Origin of the sequence: Halomicronema hongdechloris C2206 (assembly GCF_002075285.3) — a bacterium.
GTDB classification, from domain to species: domain Bacteria; phylum Cyanobacteriota; class Cyanobacteriia; order Phormidesmidales; family Phormidesmidaceae; genus Halomicronema_B; species Halomicronema_B hongdechloris.
In genome coordinates, this window is sequence record NZ_CP021983.2 from 3,342,832 (window position 1) to 3,363,506 (window position 20,675).

Annotated in this window: 20 protein-coding genes and 1 other RNA gene; 8 read left to right on the forward strand and 13 right to left on the reverse strand. The window is 53.0% G+C overall.

What is annotated here, in order from left to right; genetic code table 11:
- Positions 1-317: 317 nt before the first annotated feature.
- Positions 318-705, reverse strand: a transfer-messenger RNA (tmRNA) gene (ssrA, locus tag XM38_RS15125).
- Positions 706-983: 278 nt separating this feature from the next.
- Between ssrA and XM38_RS15130 the strand changes: the two genes are divergently transcribed.
- Complete coding sequence (locus tag XM38_RS15130) at positions 984-1,403, forward strand: hypothetical protein (RefSeq protein ID WP_080807097.1); 420 nt, start codon at positions 984-986, stop codon at positions 1,401-1,403.
- A 191-nt stretch (positions 1,404-1,594) separates the two neighbouring features.
- Here the strand turns inward: XM38_RS15130 and rpmA are convergent, their stop codons facing one another.
- A complete protein-coding gene (rpmA, locus tag XM38_RS15135; protein ID WP_080807099.1) occupies positions 1,595-1,861 on the reverse strand; it encodes a 50S ribosomal protein L27 in 267 nt (88 codons plus the stop codon).
- Positions 1,862-1,882: 21 nt separating this feature from the next.
- Entirely contained in the window at positions 1,883-2,278 is a 396-nt protein-coding gene (rplU, locus tag XM38_RS15140) for a 50S ribosomal protein L21 (protein ID WP_080807101.1), read from the reverse strand.
- 461 nt (positions 2,279-2,739) lie between these two features.
- Here rplU and menB point away from each other — a divergent pair, with 461 nt between their 5' ends.
- Both menB and XM38_RS15150 read left to right on the forward strand, forming a co-directional pair.
- Positions 2,740-3,573: a 1,4-dihydroxy-2-naphthoyl-CoA synthase gene (gene menB, locus XM38_RS15145; RefSeq protein WP_080804762.1), complete on the forward strand. Its 834-nt coding sequence runs from the start codon at positions 2,740-2,742 to the stop codon at positions 3,571-3,573.
- A 67-nt stretch (positions 3,574-3,640) separates the two neighbouring features.
- Positions 3,641-4,192, forward strand: coding sequence for a DciA family protein (locus XM38_RS15150; RefSeq protein ID WP_080804764.1), 552 nt, complete (start codon positions 3,641-3,643; stop codon positions 4,190-4,192).
- Between the two features lie 803 nt (positions 4,193-4,995).
- Here XM38_RS15150 and rsmD read toward each other — a convergent pair.
- Both rsmD and hisH read right to left on the reverse strand, forming a co-directional pair.
- Entirely contained in the window at positions 4,996-5,607 is a 612-nt protein-coding gene (rsmD, locus tag XM38_RS15160) for a 16S rRNA (guanine(966)-N(2))-methyltransferase RsmD (protein WP_080804766.1), read from the reverse strand.
- A 12-nt stretch (positions 5,608-5,619) separates the two neighbouring features.
- Complete coding sequence (hisH, locus tag XM38_RS15165) at positions 5,620-6,264, reverse strand: imidazole glycerol phosphate synthase subunit HisH (RefSeq protein WP_080804769.1); 645 nt, start codon at positions 6,262-6,264, stop codon at positions 5,620-5,622.
- A 342-nt stretch (positions 6,265-6,606) separates the two neighbouring features.
- On the opposite strand from hisH, the gene XM38_RS15170 reads away from it, so the two are divergent.
- Positions 6,607-7,299 (forward strand): pyroglutamyl-peptidase I family protein, encoded by a 693-nt coding sequence (locus tag XM38_RS15170; protein ID WP_137455134.1) that lies wholly within the window; start codon positions 6,607-6,609, stop codon positions 7,297-7,299.
- A 67-nt stretch (positions 7,300-7,366) separates the two neighbouring features.
- Positions 7,367-8,089: a M15 family metallopeptidase gene (locus tag XM38_RS15175; RefSeq protein ID WP_080804772.1), complete on the forward strand. Its 723-nt coding sequence runs from the start codon at positions 7,367-7,369 to the stop codon at positions 8,087-8,089.
- Here XM38_RS15175 and XM38_RS15180 read toward each other — a convergent pair.
- Both XM38_RS15180 and XM38_RS15185 read right to left on the reverse strand, forming a co-directional pair.
- Positions 8,043-8,504: an ATP-binding protein gene (locus tag XM38_RS15180; RefSeq protein ID WP_080804773.1), complete on the reverse strand. Its 462-nt coding sequence runs from the start codon at positions 8,502-8,504 to the stop codon at positions 8,043-8,045. The two genes, XM38_RS15175 and XM38_RS15180, sit on opposite strands and share 47 nt — an antisense overlap.
- Positions 8,501-10,204 (reverse strand): SpoIIE family protein phosphatase, encoded by a 1,704-nt coding sequence (locus XM38_RS15185; RefSeq protein ID WP_080804775.1) that lies wholly within the window; start codon positions 10,202-10,204, stop codon positions 8,501-8,503. Before XM38_RS15185 ends, XM38_RS15180 begins: the two co-directional genes overlap by 4 nt.
- 292 nt (positions 10,205-10,496) lie before the next feature.
- Between XM38_RS15185 and XM38_RS15190 the strand changes: the two genes are divergently transcribed.
- Positions 10,497-11,411, forward strand: coding sequence for a DVUA0089 family protein (locus XM38_RS15190; RefSeq protein WP_088430283.1), 915 nt, complete (start codon positions 10,497-10,499; stop codon positions 11,409-11,411).
- Positions 11,412-11,998: 587 nt separating this feature from the next.
- Here the strand turns inward: XM38_RS15190 and rsmH are convergent.
- On the reverse strand, positions 11,999-12,868 hold the full coding sequence (rsmH, locus tag XM38_RS15195; protein WP_088431713.1) for a 16S rRNA (cytosine(1402)-N(4))-methyltransferase RsmH: 870 nt from the start codon (positions 12,866-12,868) through the stop codon (positions 11,999-12,001).
- Positions 12,869-13,115: 247 nt separating this feature from the next.
- On the opposite strand from rsmH, the gene XM38_RS15200 reads away from it, so the two are divergent.
- The gene (locus tag XM38_RS15200; RefSeq protein WP_080804781.1) at positions 13,116-14,300 is read left to right on the forward strand and encodes an NAD(P)H-quinone oxidoreductase subunit H; all 1,185 of its coding nucleotides are present in this window, start codon (positions 13,116-13,118) and stop codon (positions 14,298-14,300) included.
- A gap of 28 nt (positions 14,301-14,328) precedes the next feature.
- Here the strand turns inward: XM38_RS15200 and XM38_RS15205 are convergent, their stop codons facing one another.
- From XM38_RS15205 to XM38_RS15225, 5 genes are all read right to left on the reverse strand, one after another.
- Positions 14,329-15,327, reverse strand: a complete 999-nt coding sequence (locus XM38_RS15205) for a carbohydrate kinase family protein (protein ID WP_225889325.1) — start codon at positions 15,325-15,327, stop codon at positions 14,329-14,331.
- 5 nt (positions 15,328-15,332) lie between these two features.
- Entirely contained in the window at positions 15,333-16,304 is a 972-nt protein-coding gene (gene sds, locus XM38_RS15210; RefSeq protein ID WP_080804785.1) for a solanesyl diphosphate synthase, read from the reverse strand.
- 858 nt (positions 16,305-17,162) lie between these two features.
- Complete coding sequence (gene murI / locus XM38_RS15215; RefSeq protein WP_088430285.1) at positions 17,163-18,065, reverse strand: glutamate racemase; 903 nt, start codon at positions 18,063-18,065, stop codon at positions 17,163-17,165.
- A 67-nt stretch (positions 18,066-18,132) separates the two neighbouring features.
- Entirely contained in the window at positions 18,133-19,539 is a 1,407-nt protein-coding gene (locus tag XM38_RS15220; protein ID WP_088430287.1) for a cation:proton antiporter, read from the reverse strand.
- Positions 19,540-19,655: 116 nt separating this feature from the next.
- On the reverse strand, positions 19,656-20,468 hold the full coding sequence (locus tag XM38_RS15225; protein ID WP_088430289.1) for a carbon-nitrogen hydrolase family protein: 813 nt from the start codon (positions 20,466-20,468) through the stop codon (positions 19,656-19,658).
- A gap of 52 nt (positions 20,469-20,520) precedes the next feature.
- On the opposite strand from XM38_RS15225, the gene XM38_RS26035 reads away from it, so the two are divergent.
- A complete protein-coding gene (locus XM38_RS26035; RefSeq protein WP_187329423.1) occupies positions 20,521-20,661 on the forward strand; it encodes a hypothetical protein in 141 nt (46 codons plus the stop codon).
- The last annotated feature ends 14 nt before the right edge of the window (positions 20,662-20,675 follow it).

Consider the following 20,675-nt stretch of genomic DNA (forward strand, 5'->3'; position numbering starts at 1 on the left):
ATATTCCTTCAGCCAACAACGCTCTAAATGACGCAATCGATAGACGCGCCAGAATGTCCAGGGGTTCAAGATAGCTGGATTAACCGAACTAAAGACTGGCTGATTCAAATACTGCCAGACAGGGAAATTCAGTTTATTGTGCCGAGGAGTCATTGTGGCTATTGAACTTCGTCACTACAGATGATTCCTAAGCCGATCAGTGCCTCGACCGACTCTATCATCACTGTTTACCCCTAGTATAGGCACGCAAATTTTTGAGACTAAGAGTCTTAGCCTCAGATGGAAGAATATTTAATAAACGAACACAGAAATAATAAAAATGGAGCTGACGGGAGTCGAACCCGTGTCCGCTCTGAGTAGTAACACTTCGCTCGTTCACAGGCATAGCCTATCTAATCCTCAAGGCGGGAACCATCAATTATCCCTGACGGTGGGATGCTCTAGTTGAGTCTTAGTCAACCAGTCCACTAGAGAAGACTAGTTGACGCATCCGTTGGGGTTTGGTCCACAGCCCTTAACGGAGTCAGACCGTAGACGCTCGCGATCTAGTTAGATGCTAGGCAGCTACGGGAGCAGCCTTGCGAGCAAAAGGAACGATGTTGTTCGCACTTACGTTTGGTTGAGCCTTGATTAACGAGAGTGGACTCCCTCTCGGCCTGTATCACAAAGCGACTTTCCTCAGAACGTCGAAACCATGACAGCCCCTTGTGATTGTTCCTCTATTATAGAGGCTCTTGCGAGCTCACTAGTTCGGTTGTCTACACTGTGGTCCCTATTGATGTCATAACGGTTTGTAAACTCAAGAGTGAATTTTTTCGATTATAATATTGTCTTAAGTATCTTACCCTTTCCTTGGGAGCAGCCCTGAGGGGTTGTATAGAACCTGAGGGATTGTATAGAACCTGTGAATTAGGGATATACGATGCCAGACCACGGCTAAATTGGGTTCTGGCTGATGCAAAAGCTGAGAGAAGGTCATAAGCATGAGCACAAACGCCGCAAACGGTCATTCCAATGCTACCGAGGAACAAGAGACAACGCCTGCCAAGGCTCAAGCTAAGCAATCGGGTAGCCATTTGGTCACTGCCGAGGGAACTGATGCATCGTCTGTGATTCTCCTCTCGGACAATACTCGCGTCGTTCCTACCAACACGCTACCCAACAATCGACCCATTACCGCTAACGAGTTTACGGTTGTAGGCACTCTCAACTCTGCCGGTACTCGGCCTATTATGGCTGATGTACTGCAGGTGGTGAATACGGAGTTACTGCCAGGGCATCGTCCCATTGTAGCTAGTAACCTAGAAGTTTCGGATCTGGGCTTTTTACCTGGGAATCGCCCCATTGCTGCCAACGATGTGGTTGATCCACCCCCCCCCGTACTGATGGGGTATCTGGACTAAGTCCCGGGAAGGCATAAAGCTACGGCAAAGGGGATTGTCTGGTCTCCTGGAGAGAGACACTCCGACAAGTCCACCAGCAATTTTGACAAGAGCGTCCCGTCAGTGGGGCGCTCTTGTCACGGTTGTTTGATTTTTAGCTGCTGCAGAGAAGGTGCTCAGTCATCCCCCTTGTCGAAATCAACCAATTGGACTTAGACAGAGGTGGGAGCAGCATAGATGCTTACTTTCTTACGTCCTTTACCTTTGCGCTCGAAGGTAACGATGCCATCAATGAGAGCGAATAGCGTATCGTCGTTACCCCGACCCACGTTTTCACCAGGATGAATCTTGGTTCCCCGTTGGCGGATTAAGATATTGCCAGCACGTACAGCTTCACCGCCATAACGCTTAACGCCTAGGCGTTTGGCATTTGAGTCTCGACCGTTACGAGTGCTTCCAGTCCCTTTTTTGTGAGCCATAGTACTTCCCTAACTACTGATTTACTCTGCTTCTGCGACGACTTCAGTGGCAACAGGCTCCACAGGTTCGGTTGCATGGGCGACTTCACCAATGGATTTGCCTCCAACAGTAATGCTATCGATCATAATCCGAGTTAGCTCTTGGCGATGGCCCTGTTTCTTGCGCGTCTTTTTCTTGGGACGCATTTTATATACAACAACCTTGCGCCCGCGCAGGTGCCGCATCACGGTTGCCGAGACAGTGGCATTGGTAACTGTAGGTTGACCAACCACGATCTCGCCATCATCATTAACAAGCAACACTCTGTCTAGGGTGATCTGTTCATCCTCTGCTACAGCAATGCGGTCGATGTCATAAAAGCGACCAGGCTCAACCCGTAGCTGCTTGCCACTAGTCTCTACGATTGCATATGTCATGGATGCTCTCTCCGTTGCCGTACAGGTAGCTGCCGATGACTAGACAGCCTTTATAACCTGGTCCGAACATAATATGGACAAATTCCCATTATCTTTGATTAATGCTGATAACGTCAAGGTAATTAGCCTTTGATGTGTGACTGTGCCATTGGGGCAGAATGCTATGGCGTCAACAGCATGCCCGCACTCGTACCTACTGTGAGAGCAAGGACCCTATGACGGTAATCCCAATCCTTGCACCGCTTAAAGGTTCCCGGCGCTCTAGCCTCGTGCAACCGGATATTACCTCGCATGCACCCCGTTGCTTACAGGGAGAGAAGTACCATAAAATCCCGAGCGTACTCCCCCTATAGAATAGACGTCTTGGCTGAATCCAGACATAGAGGGTATGACCTGGAGACCTCCTGGTTTGAATCTGGATGTAGGCCTGTACCCCTTATAAGGAGGCGCATTACATTACTATGCAGATTAACTGGCAAGAGGCCAAATCCTACCAGGATATTCTTTATCACAAAGCGGATGGTGTTGCTAAAATCACCATCAACCGCCCCCACAAGCGCAACGCCTTCCGTCCTAGGACGGTGGTAGAGATGTACGATGCCTTTTGTGATGCCCGCGAGGATTTCCAAATTGGTGTGGTGCTGCTGATCGGTGCTGGCCCCCACGATGATGGCAAATATGCCTTTTGTGCCGGTGGAGACCAAAGTGTGCGGGGACAGGCTGGATATCTCGATGAAACGGGAGTGCCACGACTCAATGTATTAGACTTACAGCGGCTGATTCGCTCCATGCCTAAGGTGGTAATTGCGCTGGTGGCAGGCTATGCCATCGGCGGTGGCCATGTACTCCACGTCATTTGCGATCTCACGATTGCTGCCGAGAACGCTATTTTTGGACAAACGGGGCCTAAGGTTGGCAGCTTTGACGGCGGCTTTGGAGCGAGTTATCTAGCTCGTATCGTGGGCCAGAAAAAGGCCCGAGAAATCTGGTTTCTGTGCCGCCAATACTCAGCTCAAGAGGCATTGGCGATGGGATTGGTTAACTGTGTCGTACCCGTTGAGCAGTTGGAGGCAGAGGGCCTCAAGTGGGCGGGGGAGATTCTGCAGAAGAGCCCTATTGCCATCCGTTGTCTGAAGGCAGCTTTTAATGCTGACTGTGATGGCCAGGCTGGACTACAGGAGTTGGCTGGAAATGCCACGTTGCTGTACTACATGACCGAGGAAGGGGCTGAAGGCAAGCAAGCGTTTCTAGAGAAGCGTTCCCCTGATTTCCGACAATATCCTTGGTTGCCCTAGCCCATTTGCTATGTAGCGTTTACCGAATCGCTAGCATCAAATCTCGTCGAGTTAGAATGGCCTCACAATGGCCTTAGATAATCTCCATAGCTTGATTCGACGGTTAGAGCAGCAACCCAGTTGGCAGCGACACCAACAGTTAAGGTTATTGCTTAGGGAGTGGCCTCATATTGTTGGGGCAGCAGTTGCTCAGCATAGTCGACCAGTGGGAGTGCAGCGGCAGATATTGCAGGTCGCTGTCTCAACTGCCCCATGGGCTCAAACCTTGACTTTTGAGCGGGGGCAGATCCTGGCCAAGCTACAGACAATACCGGGGGTTGAGATCACAGATATTCGATTTTCCCCAGGACTATGGAGCTATAGCCCCAGCCATTCTAGGGCAAGGGGTGACAACGAGTTAATAAAATCTCATCCCAGTTGGAGCGGCCCTATCGATTGGACTTCTAATGAAGCTGATCCAACGACGGCCATGGAGGCATTTCAGCGATGGGCCCAGCAGATTCGGGCCCAGCAGCGTCATCAGAAACTATGTCCTGTCTGTGGCAGTCCTTGTCCTCCAGGAGAATTGATGCGTTGGCAAGCCTGTGGTCTGTGTGCGGCGAAACGTTGGGGACCATGAGCCTCTTGGCACACTCTCAGAGACTGGTTTTTCCCGGTAATAACTACTCATCGCTAATGCTTTTAGTAGCCAAGCCAGAAGTAGGAGGGCAGAAGGAGAAAGCCTGATAAATGCAGCCTATCCACTTTGAGTAATAGAGGCGCTATTGCTGCCACAGAGTACTAGAGAATCACAATAGCCTACAAACAGATAACATTGCCTACTCTTGGCTCCTAGCAGGAGAGCTCAGTAATAATACGGCTAATCTTTCTTAAGTTTTCAGGAACATATTACCGCGAAATCAGTCTCTTTACGGATTGATCCCTGTAGTTTATGCTCTAGATTCGCCATGAAATCGTCGGGCCATCTCAATCCTGTATATCTTTTTAAACTGAAAATAAAGAAAATATAAAACTGATAGATTGACAGCTGTTGGCGAAACCCTGTCTAGGCAATAACTGCCTTTCCAAACCCGACACTAATGACTGGATGAATAACTGGGAAAATGATGGGGTCTATCGCTTTTGGAACCATTCTATGAAGGCAATGAAGTGCGAGGTCTCCTGCTGTGGTCGCTGCGGCTTCTATACTCCGGAAGGACGACGCGGTGGCCACTGTGTGCAGTTGGGAGCTCCAGTTAGGAGTCGGTGGAAAGCATGCCCACTGGCGACTCCTGTCTTTCTAGATCCCCTGCAAAGGGTAGAGGATTTCTCCTGTTGGTCCCATGATTTCCTAGCGATGGGAAGATCCTGAAGTGATTGTGCGTGATCCCTGTCTATCAGCATCCGCTAAAGACTTGCTAAATTAGAGGGGCGCTAAGTCAACTAGAGGGTCTGTGTGTTCCCTGAAGATGACGATGTCTCACTGGAGTCATCCTGGGTGTAAAAGGTCAAATGAGTTTTGCCATAGTGCTTTTGACGAATGATTCTTAGCCCTGAAATATCCTCTGCTTGCCAATAATTTGGCTGATGTTCAACCGCTAGTTCGCCGCCGGAGGCTAGGAGTTGAAATTCTCCTACTTGGCAGAGTACCGGTATATAGAGATCACTGGTGTATGGGGGATCGAAGTAAATACGATCGAAGCGTTGTGGTGCCGAGGGGTGTCTAGACGCCAATTGCAATCGCTTCAGTTGCTTAGCCACATCTCCCCGGATCAGAAAAAATGACTGGTCCTCCTTGGCTACCCGCTGCCAGTTTTCGCGGATCACCCGACAGGCTACTGCCGATTGCTCAATGCCCACAACGGTTTTAGCCCCACGACAGAGAGCTTCGGCTCCCATCGCGCCACTACCGGCACAGAGATCTAACCAGCAACACCCCTCGATATCCCCCTGCCAGATATTGAACAATGCCTGTCGCACCTTAGAAGGTGTAGGCCGGGTGGCCTGACCCGACAATGTTTTCAGGACTCGATTGCCGTATATGCGAAGAGCCATTGGCGACGTGGACTACACCCTCAGGGCTGGTGTCTGAGCCTGTGCCAGGCTGACAAAGTTAGCCAACAATTGTAAGCCTTTTGCAGCAGACTTCTCCGGGTGAAACTGGACTGCCATCATGTTATCGCGGGCAATAGCAGCCGTAACGGTTTGGCTACCGTGGGTAATGGTGGCGGCAGTCATGGTTGCGTCTTTGGGAGCAGCGTAGTAAGAATGGACGAAATAGGCCCAGTCGCCACTGGCGATGGATCGCCATAGGCGGAGATCAGGCTGGGTCAGTTCTAGCTGGTTCCATCCCATATGAGGTATGGTGATATCGGGTTCATCCTGAAAGCGCCGGATCTCTCCAGGGACAATGCCTAACCCTGGTTCGCTGCCCTCTTCGCTACCCTCAAACAATACCTGCAAGCCTAGGCAAATCCCTAGAAATGGCTTGCCACTAGTGATAACGTCCCGCAAGGGCTGAATCAGATCTCGCGATCGCAAGTGTTGAACGGCTGGATCGAAGGCCCCAACCCCTGGTAAGACAACGGCATCAGCTGCCTCGATCTCAGTGGCTGCATCGGTGATGTGAGGATGGGCACCAGCGTTGGCCAACCCCTTGCAGGCTGAATGGAGATTCCCCATATCGTAATCCACTACAGCGATGCGAACCATGCTTTACCTCCTGGTTACCGCCCTCACCTTTCCTATCCTACACGGGCTATCTGTTTTCCAAAGCATAGTGGGGGCGACCTGAATGCTGCTGCTCTCCAAGGAGAAAGCAGCTAACGTCTGAGTTTGCTAGCTTCCCTAGCACATTGGCAAATCTGGGCACCGTCAGCCACAAATCCCAAGGTCAGGCTATAGTTTAGAGAATTCAGGGTAAAAAAAGGCAAAGATCTCAGGGGTGTGGATGGTTTAGGGTATCCATCAAGACACTGTTGACCCCTCAATCAGACAGTTCAAATTGTCCTGCAAGCGGCATTCAGACCAGATAGCTTCTCAGCGCCAAGTAATGTGGACAGTCCTGTAATGGGCTATCTGGCCAACGCGACAGACTCCCACGGCCTGCCTGCCATGAGTTTCCCCATCCTGATCACCTCTTTCGCCCCTTGGCAAGCTCATCAGCTGTCCAACTCCTCTGACGACTTACTCATGTACCTGCACCGGCAGCGGGGGTTGCCAGCCAACGTGACGATGTTGCGTCACCTGCCCGTTAACTATGAGTTGGCACCGGCCATAGTCATGGCCAAGCTGCTAGAGTTGTGCCCCCGGTTGATTCTCTGCTGTGGTATGGCGGAGAGCCGTCCCTGCTTAAGTTTGGAGCAGACGGGGCGCTGGCAGCAGACAGTGCTGTACACCTCTCTAGATCTGACCCGGTTGGTTCGAGACACCCGGGTGACTCAGATCAGTGACCATGCCGGTAATTACGTCTGTAACTATCTCTATTTCAGGCTGTTGGACTTCATTCAGCGCCAGCGCTGGCCCACCCTGGCCCTATTTATCCATGTGCCGGTGCTCACGTCAGCCAATAGGGCCATACTTGCGGCTGACTTTGCCTTGATCCTCCGTCGCCTGACATTATGGGCTATCCAAGCAATGTCGGGCGAGGACACCCCCTATCCGGCTAAGTCAAGCCCCGCCGTTCTCCCGTTAGCGACAGGGACAGCACCTGTGCCTGCTAATGTCTCTGCTAAAAGCAACCCATAACCAATCCGTGACAGCGATAAAATGAGCCGAGATGCCTGTGCCATAGCCAGTAGCGGCGCGACCTGCGATGAAGCCATACCACGCCATCCCGATTCACGATAACGGCGAGCCCCTGGTGCCCCTGCCCCTAGACCAGCTAGCGGTGAGGCAACCCCATCCCTATGCGGCGTTGGGAGCTCCCTATGGTGGCCAGTCCCCATATCGTTTGCGTCGTAGTGTCGGCCAGGCCCTGTTGCTGGCCCAAGCCCATCTTCAGGAGCAGCGGCCAGGCTGGCGTTTACAGATATTTGATGCCTACCGTCCTGTGGCAGTGCAGCAGTTTATGGTGGATTACACCTTGCAACAGCAGCAGCAGGCCTGGGGCTGGTGTAATCCGTTGACAGCGGAGCAACGGCGGCAATTGCTAGAGCAGGTGTATCGCTTTTGGGCTCCCCCTAGCGCCGATCCCTCAAGTCCGCCCCCCCACAGTACTGGAGCGGCGGTCGATATCACCTTGGTAGATGCCCAGGGCCAGCCCGTCGCCATGGGTACTGCCATTGATGAGCTGTCCCCCCGGTCTGATCCGGATTACTTTGCGGCCAGTAAAGATGCGCAAGAGCAGCAGTGGCATTGCGATCGCACCCTACTGAATCAGGCAATGGAACCGGCCGGGTTTCGTCGGCATCCCCAGGAATGGTGGCATTTTTCCCTAGGCGATCAACTATGGGCCTGGCTGCAACGGCAAGACACTGGCGACCCGCACATCATTGCCCGCTATGGCCCAGTGACGGAACTAACGACGTCGGTTTGAGAAACGAGGTCAGTCGCAGGCAATTGCGGCCCCCCTCGACCTGCCGATAATATTGAACTTCATCCATCAGTCGACACAGGATCAACCAACCATAGCCTCCGTCTCGGCAGTCAGAAGGGGCGGGTAGATGCTCTGGACTAGAACTGAGATCAAAGCCGATACCGGAATCCCAAACTTCTAACGAAATAGCGACATCAGTGACCTGCAGCACCATAACCGTGGGCAGGGATGGCTGCTCGGCATGGGCATGGCGGACCACATTGGAATAGGCCTCAACCAGGGCTAACCGTAGCCGAGAGGCCACCTGAGGCCAGTCCGATTGCTGGGCTAACTCCACCCGCAGTGCATCCAGCAGCCAGTTCTCGACCACCATGAGAAATCTCGGGTCGCTGGGAATATGTAACTCTGTCTTCATGGCGCCAGCACCTCCAGGGAGAGTACCGTCTGATCATCTACCTGCCCCACATTCAAAGCCTGAATAGTACTCAAGAGGTGGTCCAGATTCAGGGGAGGCGCCTGTTGCTGCAACAACTGCCATAGGCCCACCTGCTTCAGCGTCGCCTGGCTGTCTGTTGTTCCGGCAACAGTCACAGTGGCATCGGTTAGCCCATCACTGGCCAGCAACAGGGTATCTCCTCCCCTGAGCCAATACTCCCCGACCTGGCCATTCCATTCCGGCAAAATCCCCAAGGGCACTCCCCGTTGCTCTAGGTAGTTGGGGTGGGGCGGCTTAGCCGGGGCTTGTCCCTGCCCTTGATAGTCTGACCACACCATGGGATAGATATGGCCAGCATTGGCATAAATTACCTGTCCCGTAGTGGGAACATAACGCACCAGCACTAGGGTGATGAAGCAATTATTACTGACCAGCTCCATCGATAGGCTTTGATTCAGGGTTTGCATCAATCGATAGGGAGCCGCTGGGGTTGCCTGGGCCAATTCTCGTCGCAGTACAGACAGGGCACTGGCCATGAATAGGGCGGCAGGAACGCCTTTCCCCGAGACATCTCCCACGGCTAGCCACAGGTCGCCTTGGGGATGACAGTAGACCTCAAAGAAATCGCCTCCGACTTCCCGAGCCGGTAAGCAGCGGGCCTGAATCCGCACGCCGTTGACCACCGGTAACTGTTGGCGGAGTAGATTAGCCTGAATTTGACGAGCGACCGCTAACTCGGTCTGCATTTGATGGGTCTGGAGTCGAGTGTGCTGATATAGCTGAGCCTGGGAGATGGCTAAGGCGATCTGTTCCGTGATGCCTTCGACGAGACCTAGAGTGTCGCTGCTCCATGGAATGCCAGAGCCAATTTGATACAGCACCACGACCGCCAAGTAATTCTGCTGATAGATCAACGGTAAGGTGAGGGCTCGAATGGCCAACCCCTGAAAGGTTAGAGACGCCAAGTTAGCCTGGAGCTGCTCTGGCTCCAGGCAGATCCGTTTGCGACTGTCTTCTAGCAGAAATGCTTGCAGCTCCGAAGATAAGGGAGATTTGGCCTGGTAGGCATAGGGACCTGACTCTAGGGCCTGACTGTCATGGAGCCCGGTGGGTAGGGCAGGGATGGGATGCAGGATGGCGTGGGTAGCGTCGCAGGTATCCCCCAGGGTTTGTACAACTTTGTGTAACATGCTGGCGTAATCCAACGACTCCCGTAGAGCCTTGAGCACCGTATTGATGACAGACTCGCGGCGCAGGGCCTGGGTCAGGGCTTTAGTCCGCTGCTTCACAACTTTATAGGTATCTGCCGCTTGCAGCACGACGGTCTTTAAGTTCTCTGGATTCCACGGTTTCGTGATGTATTTGAAGACCTTGCCGGAGTTGATGGCCTCTACCAAGTCGTCTACGTCGGTGTAGCCAGTGAGCACAATGCGGATGGTGTCGGGGAAGTGTGCCACCGTCCGGCTGAGAAATTCGGTGCCGTTCATGCGGGGCATCCGCTGGTCTGAAATGATCACGGCCATTTCGCCCTGCTGGGCCAGAATGTCTAAGGCTTCGAAGCCGTTGGCAGCTTTAAATACCTGAAACTCACGGCGAAAGGTCCGATAGAGCAGATCTAAGTTATCGGGCTCGTCGTCGACGACCATCAATTTCAATTTGTCACCCTGGCCCAGACTCATGCCAATTTGTTACTCCAGCGGTGCACTAATCGAGAGTCCATGTCATCTGTGTCAGTTGATCAGGATACTTGGTCGTCGTTACTCTGCCCCAGTGTTCCCAGAGCAAGATCACAAATCAGGACGATTTGTGATTCTTCATGGGAGTCTTTTTCAGCGGTGTTTGGGTGAAATAGGCTATTCGCTCTAAGATGATGCCGGAACCTTGGATGGAGTTTCCCTGGCTGCATCAATGGGCCACCTATGGCCATGCTACAGGGTTGCCATCGCACACTCTCTCAAATGGTACTAACAGATGACGCAGCCGCACACTCAGGTCGCTGTTAATCCTTGTTTGCTGCTCATCAACCTGATCGGTTGGGGACTGGTGGGTAGTTTCAGTTTGCCGTCTCTTGCAGCTAATTCCCCCTTGCCTGCCCTGCAGGAGACTTTGCAGTTGGCCCTCTGTCTAAATGACCGCCAGCAGGCGATAGCCGCATTGGGACCATTGCTGGCCCATTCTGAGATCACGCCTGCTTACCGGCAACAATTGGTGACGTTACGCCATTATTTGGAACATCCAACCCTGGGACAGGTCGGGGTGGAGCGGCAGACTTGCGATCGCACCCTGGCCCGCTATCTCCCGGTGGATTTTCCTGGGGAAGCAGATCAGGCGTTATTACTGGCCCTTGGTGGGCGGCGGCGACTGCCCCATCAGCAGGCCGCCCAAGCGGCGGCTCTAGAGCGTAGCGGTATTGCTCGCACCGAGGTGATTGATCTGGCCGCCTTGTCCCCAGTCACCCCCATCGACACTGAGGCTGGATCGGGGGTGACAGCCGGTGCTGTCAAGCGCGGGCAGGAGGTCTTTAGCTTCGTGGCCCAGGAGGGCGATCAGATCACCCTCGAGGTAGAGGTGACTCAGATCCTAACCGGCACCCTCTACACCGATGATGACTCCCAGCTGTTTCTATTCGATGACCAGGGGCGCTTGCTGGCTGAAAACGATGATTTCAGAGGCTTAGAGTCGACAATTCTGCGATACTCCCTGCCCCGCACTGGCACCTACTATGTGGCCGTCACCACCTACAACAACGACCCGGTGCTGGATGAAAACAATGTGGTGGTGGATTGGATTGGCAGTGGCGGTAGCCACATCGAGTTTGTCTTAACCGTTGAGGGAGTAACGCCCCTGGAAGAATTGCAGCGGTTGCCGCCGGCTGGGGGCGAGTGATAGGGAAAGGGAAATGGGTAGATGGGTGGGCGAGTAGGTGGGTAGATGTGGAGTGAAGAGTGAAGAGTGAAGAGTGAAGAGCTTGCCCTGTAAGGCTTCCAGCCAGGCTCCGCCAAGCGCGTCAGCGGCTCCGTAGGAGCAACGCAGTCGTTTCGCCAAGCGACATGAAAGGCTTTGCCTGCCCGGAGGGCATAGGAAGAACGGAAAAGGATAGATGGGGAGATAGGGGGAAATAGGGGAAGTAAGAAGGCAGAAGGCTTAAATTCAAAATTCAAAATTCAAAATTCAAAATCAAAATTCAAAATTCAAAATTCATTGCTACCTTGCCGATGCGGCGCGATCTACAACGGCTGATCGACATGCCCTTCCGCAGGGTCCAGGGCAGTAGTTCGACTCCGCTCACCACAAGCGGTTCGCCCTGGTCGCAGGGGGCCGGGGGGAGCGAGATCCCCCCGGGTGAACGCTCTGATCGGTGAGATCAAGTGTGGTCTTACCGAGGTCATTGCCATTGATCGATAAGCCCAGCCGCTGGGTCTGGGGTGGCCCCAAGCAAAACCGCGCGACGCGTTCAGACCACGTACCATAAGTCATGGCAAGCGCTCAGCCACCCGTAGCTTAGCCGAGCGGGATCGGGGATTAGTGTTGACCTCTTCTGGCTGGGCTACGATGGGCTTTTTGCTGATTACTGTCAGCAGGGGCGAGGCCCGAAAGGCATGCTTCACCCGTCGGTCTTCCAAACTATGGAAACTGATGATGACCAGACGGCCCTTTGGTTTCAGCCAGTGGGGAGCCTCTTGCAGCAGGGTATCGAGAACATCTAGCTCTCGGTTGACGGCAATCCGTAGGGCCTGAAAGGTGCGGGTGGCAGGGTGAATGCGGCCATGGCGATAACTAGCCGGGACACAGCCAGCAATGGCAGCGGCTAAGTCGGTGGTGGTTTGGAAAGGGCGCTGGGCGACCATTTGCCGGGCGATACGGCGAGAAAGCCGCTCTTCTCCGAGGGTGTAGATCAAATTGGCCAAATCGACCTCGTTCCAGTAATTGACAATCTCTGCGGCGGTGAGACTTTGGCGTTGATCCATGCGCATGTCCAGCGGAGCTGGGTGGCGAAAGCTAAAGCCACGCTGAGGCTGATCGAAATGGGCGGAACTCACCCCTAGATCGGCTAGAATGCCGTCAAAACGATGGGAACCAGGGTCAAACTCAGCAAAGTTTCCCCGCCAAAATTTCACGCGCTCCCCAAAGGAGGCTAGCCTGGCTTGGGCCGATGCGATCGCAACCGCATCCTGATCAATCGCCGTCACCTGCAAAGCCGGCTCTGCCTCTAGCAACAAACGACTGTGGCCTCCTCCTCCCACCGTGGCATCTAGGTAAAGACCAGGCTTCAAGGCCAAGGCGGCCAGGGTTTCTTTAGGTAATACCGGCACATGGTACATCCCAGTAGAGGCGGACGTCATTGGCTGCTCCATAGCTGATTTATAAAGTGATCCTGTGGTTTCAATTGGGAATCTCTTACGGAAGGCTGTCCCCAAAATCAGGCAATTCACATTAAGATGCTTAAAGATGCATCAAAATTGCGTCTAGCCTAGGACTTGAGGTATCTTCGTCCCCTATCTCCCAGAGTTGACCCTATGGCAATACCGTTGCCATAGCCACACATCTCACCCTTAGAACCATTGATCAGACGACGACCGCGCTGACCCTATGTCAAGAATTGAGACTAAAACTGAACCCATGGTGATTAACATGGGGCCGCACCATCCCTCGATGCACGGGGTATTGCGTCTGATTGTCACCCTGGATGGGGAAGATGTGATTGATTGCGAACCGGTAATTGGCTACCTCCATCGTGGCATGGAGAAGATCGCCGAAAGCCGCACCAATATCATGTTCATCCCCTATGTCAGCCGTTGGGACTATGCGGCAGGCATGTTCAATGAAGCGATTACGGTAAACGCTCCAGAGCAGCTGGCAGATGTAGATGTGCCTAAGCGGGCTCGCTATATTCGAGTGCTGATGCTGGAGCTGAATCGAATCGCTAACCACCTACTGTGGCTGGGACCGTTTCTGGCAGATGTTGGAGCCCAGACCCCATTCTTCTACATCTTCCGTGAGCGGGAGATGATCTACGATCTCTGGGAAGCCGCCACTGGTATGCGGCTCATTAACAACAACTACTTCCGCATCGGTGGAGTCGCCGCTGATTTGCCCTACGGTTGGATTGATAAGTGCTTAGACTTCTGTGACTACTTCGATCCCAAGGTTGACGAGTACGAGCGCCTCATTACCAACAATCCGATTTTCCGTCGCCGCATTGAAGGGATTGGCACCATCAGCCGTGAGGATGCCATTGCCTGGGGGCTCTCTGGCCCCATGCTGCGCGGTTCCGGAGTCAAGTGGGACCTACGCAAGGTAGACCACTACGAGTGCTACGACGACTTCGACTGGGACGTTCATTGGGAAACCGCCGGCGATTGTTTAGCGCGCTACTTAGTGCGCATTCGGGAAATGCGAGAATCGGTGAAAATCCTGCGCCAAGCCTGCCGTCAGATTCCAGGGGGCCCTTACGAAAACTTAGAAGCCAAACGCATGGCTGAAGGACCAAAGTCTCAATGGAACGACACTGACTACCAATTCATCGGCAAAAAGATCCCACCCACATTTAAGATTCCCTCCGGGGAGCACTACGTGCGCCTGGAGACCGGTAAGGGAGAACTGGGTATCTTTATCATCGGCGATGACAATGTCTTTCCCTGGCGTTGGAAGATTCGTCCACCCGATTTTAACAACCTACAAATCTTTCCCCATATCCTGCGAGGGGTAAAGGTGGCCGATATCGTCGCCATTCTAGGTAGCGTCGATATCATCATGGGCTCGGTTGATCGTTAACCTGGCTCAGTTCTGCAGATACTGCTCTCTATTGAAGTGGTGATGATGCCTTCAGTAGAGCAGCAATTTCTGCAGCGGTTGGTTGAGCGGCAATGGCTCCTGCTTGGCAGGTAGCTAGGGCCCCTGCCGCGCTGGCGTAGGCCACTATAGCAGCCACCTGCTGCGGCTGTTTTAAGCTATCCCATCCCCTCTCTAGCAACTGGCATAAGAAAGCGGCTAGAAACGCATCTCCGGCTCCCGTGGTGTCTTGACTAGGGACAGCAAAGGCTGGCTGATACCCACGTTGTCCCCATGCGACGTAGGTACAACCAGCAGCGCCAGCAGTCACCAGCACGGCTTTAGCCTGAGGAAACTGCCTAGCGATGACCTCTGGATCCGCTGTTCCCAACAACTCCTGAGCATCGTCTTGGGACCATTTGAGCAGGGTAGCTTGTTTGAGGAAATCATGAATTATCTCCAGGGCGATGGCGGGATTTGGCCAAAACATGGGCCGCCAATTGATGTCGATAATAATAGGAACGTCATGTTGCTGAGCCAGGGTTGCCGCCTGTGCCATTGCCGCTCTGCTCTGAGGATAGGCTAATGCTAGGGTCCCCATGACCAGACCTGCGGTTGCCTGGGACCAATGCAATTGCAACCAGTCAGATGATAACCGGGCATCAGCAAACCCAGAGGGATCTGAATGACTAAACCCAGCAAACCAACGCTCTCCCATTGCATTACGCTTCACAATCACCTGACGAGTAGGAGCTTTAGATCGCTGCACCCCTTGACAATCCACCCCAATCGCTTGAAGCCGTTGAATCAAAGTGTCCCCTGCAACATCCTGCCCGATACAGCCCAGAAATCGAGCAGCTCGGCCCAATTTCACCAAGGCACAGGCGACATTGGCAGGCGCTCCCCCTGGATAGTCTGTCCCCGTGAGGGAGTCAGGAGCCATCAAGCGATCGATCAGACATTCCCCTATACAGGTGACAGGCTGAGCAGGTAGATGATGTTTCCCCATGGGGTGAGCTGGAGAGACCACTTGGCTCAATGCAAGCGTCGTAGTACGTAGTCTACTAACTCGACTAGGGCATCTCGAGACTCAGAAGCCGGTAGGCTCTGCAAGCAATCGATAGAGCGATGACCATGCTGAGCCGCTAATTGCCGAGAGCGTTCTAGCCCCTGGCTAGACTCAACCAGGTCAATAGCTTGGTCGAAGTCTCCCGGCTGAGAAAATTCCCGTTCAATCAAAGCAGCTAAATAGGGCTTTTCCTCCAAGGCATAGAGCACTGGTGCCGTTAGATTCCCGTTTTTCAAATCTGATCCGGCTGGTTTGCCCAAGACATCGTCTGAACTAGTGAAGTCAAGGATATCATCCACAATTTGGAAGGCTAATCCCAAATTTCGACCATAGTCATAGAGTTGCTGGGTAGCCTCATCAGGCAGTCCACTCAAGACACCCGCTGCTTTAGCACTATTGGCAATCAAAGAGGCGGTCTTACAATAGCTTTTTTGTAGGTAGGCCTCCATAGAGAGGTCAGGGTCGAAGCGATTTAACCCCTGCTGAATTTCGCCTTCCGCTAAATCCATAATTACCTGGGATAACAGCTTGACCACAGTAAGATTGTCGAGATTAGCTAGATACCAAGATGATTGGGCAAACAGGAAATCTCCAGCCAGGACGGCGACTTGGTTGCCGAAGTTGCTATGAACTGTCGGGACGCCTCGACGGGTTGCGGCCTCATCCACCACATCATCGTGGACGAGACTGGCTGTATGAATCATTTCAGTAATCTCAGCCAGTCGGCGATGCTTAGGGGTTATGTCTTGGCTAAGCATGGTAGCGCGAGATAGCAGAAAGACGATCGCTGGGCGGATGCGCTTTCCACCGGCACCAAAGAGATGCTCAGCCGCAGCATAAAGAATCGGGTGTCGAGTACCCACGAGACTCTTGAGGTTATCAGCCAGGATAACTAAATCGGCTTCAACCGGGGCAAACAAAGAAGTGACTGAAGTCATGGATGGACCGACAAAGGCGGTTCGGTTACGAAATTTTACATATCCTGTTCTCATTCTAAGCCAAGGTTTCAGCAAGTGAAATTCTCGCTGAGATCAAATCGGGGATCAGCTTCTCTACCGGGTCCAGTTTGGGAATCGCCATAGAAATGGCCGCAATTGCTACTGTGCATGGATGCTAGAGTCCTATGCCAGCGACCTACAGCCAGTAGTCTGGATGCTAAAGAGACTCTTTCCGTTCCGCTTGGTTCCCTAGCCTTCTAGCCATTGCAACTGGACCAAGTTTGCCTGTGTGTTGCTGTTAGCAGGTAACTCACCATCATAGCCCTTGCGATTTGTAAAACTGCCCCCTAATCCCCTCGGTATTTCGACTGCTCATGCTAAACTACTTATTAAGATTTCCCAAAACCAAATAGAAACACGTGCAGATGTGATAAGAATTCGTCTCTCATGGGGTGATGAGTTTAGCTTTTGCTGAAAAGTTGGCGGTGATGGGCCATGGAATTGTTTATCCATGCCTAGTTGCTGTTCTCTAGAGGCAAAGTGCGTTCTAGATTAATGCATGCGTTTTTAGTCGATTGCTCTGGCTGAATGCTCGCCTGCGGTGATTGACTTTGCTCAGGGAAATCTTGATTGTGATATTTCGCCCGAGTTGGGGAAGTGTTTCCCTACGGCTCTTGGGCTGCTTATTCACCATTTCCCGCATTCCTCACTCACCATGGTACTCGACGCTTCTGTTCTCATTATTCTGGCATTGGCAATTGGTTATCTAGTTATTGTCTATGGACTATTGACGCTGGCTCATCGCGTGGAACGACGAAGTAAGCCGGAGTCTTAGTTGCTAGGTTGGTGGTCTAACCTCTAAGGATTAATACTCTTAGAGAGCTGCTCACCGTTTTTACCAGCTTCCCCTAGGAAAGCCGGTGTGATGGTTGGTGGTATAGCTGGGAGTTTTATTTGTTGAACGGTGATAGGCTCCTGTAGCCACTGCGTCGCTAGCCCGGTAAAGGATTGGGGCTGTCCACTGACGTAGAACTGAGTTGGTAGGGGGAAGCCGTCTCGTCTGAGCCCGAGAATATCTAGTTCTTTGGCGGCAGCGGCTACCAAGTGGACCGCTGGGTCAATATAGGTCATGGTCGAGGGAAGCAGTGACTCTAGCACTGGGGCTAGGTGAGGATAGTGAGTACAGCCATAGACTAGGGTATCGACGTGAGCCGTGACTAAGGGGGCTAGATAGTTGCGGGCAATGCGTCGGGTTTGAGGACTATGGATGTGATTTTGTTCGATTAAGGGGACAAACTGTGGGCAGGCGACTTGCCAAACCCGGCAGTGAGCATTGGCCTCTAAGATGGCTTGCCGATAAGCATCACTGGCTATGGTAGCTGGGGTGGCGATGACCCCGATGCGCCGTCCGACGCTGGCAGCTGCCCGGCCAGCAGGATGGATCAATCCTAGAATCGGGATAGGAAATTCTTGTTGAACTTGTTCTAGGGCCAAGGCCGAGCTCGTGTTGCAGGCCATAATAACCATCTTGACCTGCCGCTCCATCATCCAGGTTAAAATTTGGCGCACGAAGTAAAGAATGTCTGAGGCGGAACGGGTGCCGTAGGGCAAGCGGGCCGTATCGCCGAAGTAGAGGATGGATTCATCGGGGAGTTGCCGACGTAACTCCCGCAGGACAGTCAGACCGCCGACGCCACTATCAAACACACCAATTTGAGCCGTGGCAGTATGCTCACCGGAAGGGGAAAACCACTGGTTCATGCAGGATCACCTAGGGATGAAGATGGGTCATGGTTGGATGTGCGTTTGGAGCGGCAGGAAACCTGCTTCAGGAAGAGGCTTCGGGGGATGACTCAACACTGTCTGACTTGTCTAGGGCAGGTTCTCCAGAGGCTTGGGAGGGATCATCACTGAAGATCAAACGCAGAAACGGTGGTGCCAGAAAGGTGGTGAGAATCACCATGACGATGATGGCGGCTTCTAAGGATTCTGACAAGACACCACTGGCAGAGCCCACACCAGCAAAGACCAAGCCCACTTCTCCCCGTGGAATCATACCAATGCCAACGGCTAAACGATTGATGCCAGGTTGCCCAATGATGGCATAGCCGGTAACAATCTTGCCGATAATCGCGACGATTACCAGAAATGAGGCAATGATTAGTCCGGCTCGATTAGACGGATCCATCGGATTCAGCACACTGATGTCTGTGCGCGCCCCTACGCTGACAAAAAATACCGGCACTAGGATGTCAGAAATGGGACTGATTTGCTCTTCTAATTCTTTGCGTTTAGAGGTTTCGGCTAAGATGAGTCCGGCTGCAAATGCGCCTAGAATAGCCTCTAATTGAATGGTGGCGGCGATGTAAGCCAGTAGGAAGGCAAATACTAGGGAGCTGACGATGACTTGCCCGCGGGTCTTGAGATGGTCAACTAGGGTGACGAAGAAAGGGCTCAGCAGTCGACCGACGAAAATGGCCCCTACCAGGAAGACGGCGGCCCCAACTACCAGGTAGATGACATTGGCAATTTCAATTTCGCCGGTCTTGGCCAGGCTAGCCACGACGGCTAGGACGATGATGCCAAGGACGTCGTCTAAGACAGCGGCTCCAATGATAATCTGCCCTTCTTCGGAACTCAGCTTTTGCAGTTCTGCCAAGACCTTAGCGGTGATACCAATGCTGGTGGCTGTGAGGGCAGCGCCGGCGAAGACGGCAGGTACGGTGGGAACGTTGAATAGGGCAATGAGACCGGCGGTTCCGGCTGAGAAGGGGGCAACGACGCCAATGATGGCTACCACAGCTGCCTGGGGGCCAACGCGAATGAGTTCTTTGAGATCGGATTCTAGCCCGATTTCAAACAGTAGGATGATCACCCCTAGTTCTGCCAGAACGGAGATGACTTCGCTTTCGCCCTGAAACACTGCTAGGGCGGCTGATGGGTTAAGCCCAGCGGTGAGTTCGACCAATTTGATCAGTAGGGATTCTGATTCACTGGCGGCCCCTTCCGGAAAGACGATGAGATGCAGGGCGGATACCCCGACTAGGACACCACCTACTAATTCCCCTAGGACTGGAGGGAGATTGATGCGAGCGCACAGCTCTCCGCCAAGCTTGGCGGCTAGATACACGGTAATCAGGCTCAGCAGAACGCTGGCGAGAATTAAGGGTTCTAGCTCAGCTTTGCTGACCTCGGCTAGAAGGGGGATGTTTGCCTTCCCAGGGGCTAAGGGCATCCAGGTGCCTGTGGCCTCAAGCCAATTTGTCCAATTTGCCATCCAGTCTGTAACAACTCATCCCGTCTACTTTACATGACGTAATGGGTGGGCGTGGATCGCTGCGAGCAGATATCTCAGATAAAAACCCGGTGCTGCAGGGAGGGCATCTGACGGCGGACTTGTTCTAGGCGGGAAGGGTTAATTTCTGCGATCGCAACTCCCGGTTGATTCCCAGCATCTGCCAACACCATGCCCCAAGGGTCGATGATGGCAGCATGGCCATGGGACTGGCGACGGGCATTGTGGAAGCCAGTCTGGGCTGGAGCAATGACATAGCAGGTATTTTCAATGGCCCGGGCCTGTAGCAAGACTTGCCAGTGATCTTTACCGGTATAGGCTGTAAAGGCCGCTGGCACCACCAATACTTCTGCCCCCATCTGAGAGAGATGGCGGTAAAGTTCGGGGAAGCGCACATCGTAGCAGACAGAAATTCCCAAGTTCCCCAAGTCCTTAGAGGGATAAACCGAGGGCAATGACTGGCCAGAGACCACCGTGTTCGATTCCCGGTAAGTATTGCCGTCCGGTAGATTCACATCGAAGAGATGGACTTTTTCATAGCGCATCAGGGCTTCCCCATCGGGGGCCACTAGTAGAGCCGTATTAAAGACCTTGCCCTCGTGAGCTACCACAGGATATCCTCCGCCCAACAAGGTGACCTGGTAGCGTTGGGCCATGGTTTTTAAGAAGGTTTCACTGGACCGACAGATCGATTCTGCCTGGTCGATTTTAGCGGCTTCATCCCCCAAAAAAGAGAAATTCTCTGGCAAGGTGACTAATTCTGCCCCCTGACGCACGGCAAGATCGATCAAATCCTCGGCCTGGGCCAGATTTTTTTCTAAATCTGGTTCACTCGTCATTTGTACTGCTGCCGCCAGGTAAGCCTTCATAGACTCCGTCTCAATCATCCATGTCGAGTTAGCCCCTCAATTTTAGTGGTTGATGGCCTTAGATCATGGGGCCATGGCCGAATATTTTCAGGAATTCAAGAGCACTTCGTCAGCGCTTCAGGTGGCATTGGCTGGTCAGCTGAGCTTAGATGGATCCGATCCCTCGACTGCCCAGGCTCAGAAAGCTGACTGAGACGCCGGGAAGAT